1 pseudogene is annotated in these 2,397 nt (G+C 39.3%); it reads right to left on the bottom strand.

What is annotated here, in order from left to right:
* Nucleotides 1-2,392, bottom strand: a pseudogene (locus RRG12_RS43080) (hypothetical protein); the annotation flags it as partial.
* Between the last annotated feature and the right edge of the window lie 5 nt (nucleotides 2,393-2,397).

The raw sequence follows: 2,397 nt of genomic DNA, 5'->3' as shown, positions 1-2,397 counted from the left end.
TATATTCTGGAAGTGTGGTAATGTTTTCTATTTGTAGTTGAGCGCCGACTATCTGTAATTCAATTGGATGTACTTCGTCTAGTTCTCCTGTTAAATCCTGCACTAATCGGTTGATTAATTCACTACTCAGTTCATAATGTGAACGTTGGGTAAGACTGTGAATTATAGCTTTGGCATCCTGGCTAGAGAATTTTCCTAAATAGTAGCGAATGTCCTTATCGAGAATATTTTTATTAATTACACCTAAATCATATAATCCAGTAATATTGTTTTGGCTCAAGCGTTCAAATTCTAACAGATGATGTAAATAATCTTCTCGTAATGAGAGAATAACTTTTACATAAGAAATATTTAAGCATTCACTAAAAAATTTATAAAATTCTATTCTTTGGCTGGGAGGATTACTAACAAAGAAAAATTCTTCAAACTGGTCTAGTATGAGTATTATTGTATAATTGCGTTCAGATGCTAACCGAATTTTTTCTAGCAGTATAGTGGGTGCAGAGTCAAGACTAAGCGATATTTCTGTATGTGCCAGTGCTTGATTAATACTGCTGATCAAGATTGTCATCCAATCGGTATAAACAGACAAAACAATAGGTATAGGAATTCGTTCACCGATAACTTTTCCCTTAAGCGCTGGCACTAAACCAGCTTTGAGAATCGAACTTTTACCTACACCTGATGGCCCATAAATTACTGTGAGTTTGTAGTCAGCGCGGCTAATTCTTTCAATTAAACGATTGACATCTTGTTGGCGTCCAGAAGCAGATATTTCTTGAGCAATCTCTTCAGGAATAAACGGTATTTTATGAGGTTCCAGTACTGGGTTAATTCTGGGGCGTTGCGGCTGCAATTGACTTGCGCCGATGAAGGCACGAAAGCCATACTGGTGTTCTATTTGAATTTTTTCTTGCTTCAGCTTAAAGGCTTCTGTATAGTCATGACGCTCAAAAAAGTAAAGCGATCGCAGTTCCTCTAATATCTCTAGGTAAAGTGATGGCTGATGTTGTAGCTCACAAACTACCCTCGCCCATTCTAGGTTATTGATAGCCTCCTCCCACTCACCCAGATGCCGTTGTGTACGTGCTAGCAAGAGAAGATACCAACTTTCTTGTTGGCGTGTTCGCAAAGCGTCTCGCAGATAAACTTCTGTTGCTTCTTCGGCGATAGAAAGTGCTGTATTTGCTAATTCATGAGCTAGTACCCAATTTGACTCAGAAGCCGCTACATTTGCCAAAAAGCCATAATTTTGAGCAATTTGTGCAGGAGTTCCATAAGTTTTATGTAGATGTAATGACTTTTGAGCTAATTCTTTTAAGTCATCCCAGGCTTGTAAACGTTGCAGCATTTCACAAGCAGGCAAAATAAATTTAGCAACTAAGTCTTCTCTTTGTACCTCTTCCAATAGCTCCAAGCATTGTTTAAACCACAAGAGAGCATGTTCGCAATAGCTGCTAGTATTTTGGTATAAGTCTGCCATTCGGTGATAGCAAAGTCCCAGGTGGAATAGTACTATTGCTTGCTTGAGTGAAGACGAGGTAGGAGTAGGGTGAGGACATGAGAGGGAGAAAGAAGAATTACTTTCCCACTCTGCTACTCTTTTTATTTCCTGCTGCCATAATGCTAGACTTCTTTGATAATTGGCTAAAGCACCATTAATTTGATCGTTGGCATATTTATCTCGCCCCAAGACAAACTCTAAACTAGCTTCTAATCCTGGTGTTAATTGAACACCATACAGACGCAACAAATCATTACGGGCTGATTCTATTTCGTGGCGGTGTTGAGACTTAGGATCTAAATCGAGGAAAGCATTAGATAAAAAAGTTTCAGCACCAGCTTCTAAAACTTTGGCAAATAGAGATTCTGCCTCTTGGTGGATCAAAGCAATTAAATCTGCTTTGGCCATTTCAAATTTAATTGTGGTTGCAGCCCAGCTTTTGAAATCAGGCGCTAATCTTGAAAGCAATGATGCGACTTCATCTTGGAGCCACAACACCACTGGAAATGGAAAAGTTGCAGCATAGATATCTCGTGCTTGGTTGATGCCTGTAAGTAAGTTTTCCAGGTCGATAATTGACTCAATACCAAAAACCATCACAGCAGATGGTAAAGAGTCTGTCAGGACGGCAGGATTATCTAAAGATAGTTCTGAGACTATTGTGGTGTGTAAAGAAGTAGTTGATGGATTAAGAACGATTTCTCTGATGTTGATGTCTTTGGTGATGGAGCGAATATTCTCTAACATTTGCTCACGTAATTGCCCATAGTTACATCGCACTAAAATCAGGGCAAATTGACCTTCGGAAAGCGCGATCGCTCTAATCAGTCTTTGCAAAGTATGCTGATTTTCTTTGGTGTAGACGCGTAGCTGCTTATCATTAGGCATTGGGC

It is taken from the genome of Nostoc sp. CALU 546, assembly GCF_048836525.1.
Note: the sequence above shows the minus strand (reverse complement) of the source record. Positions and strands in the feature narration are given on the sequence as shown.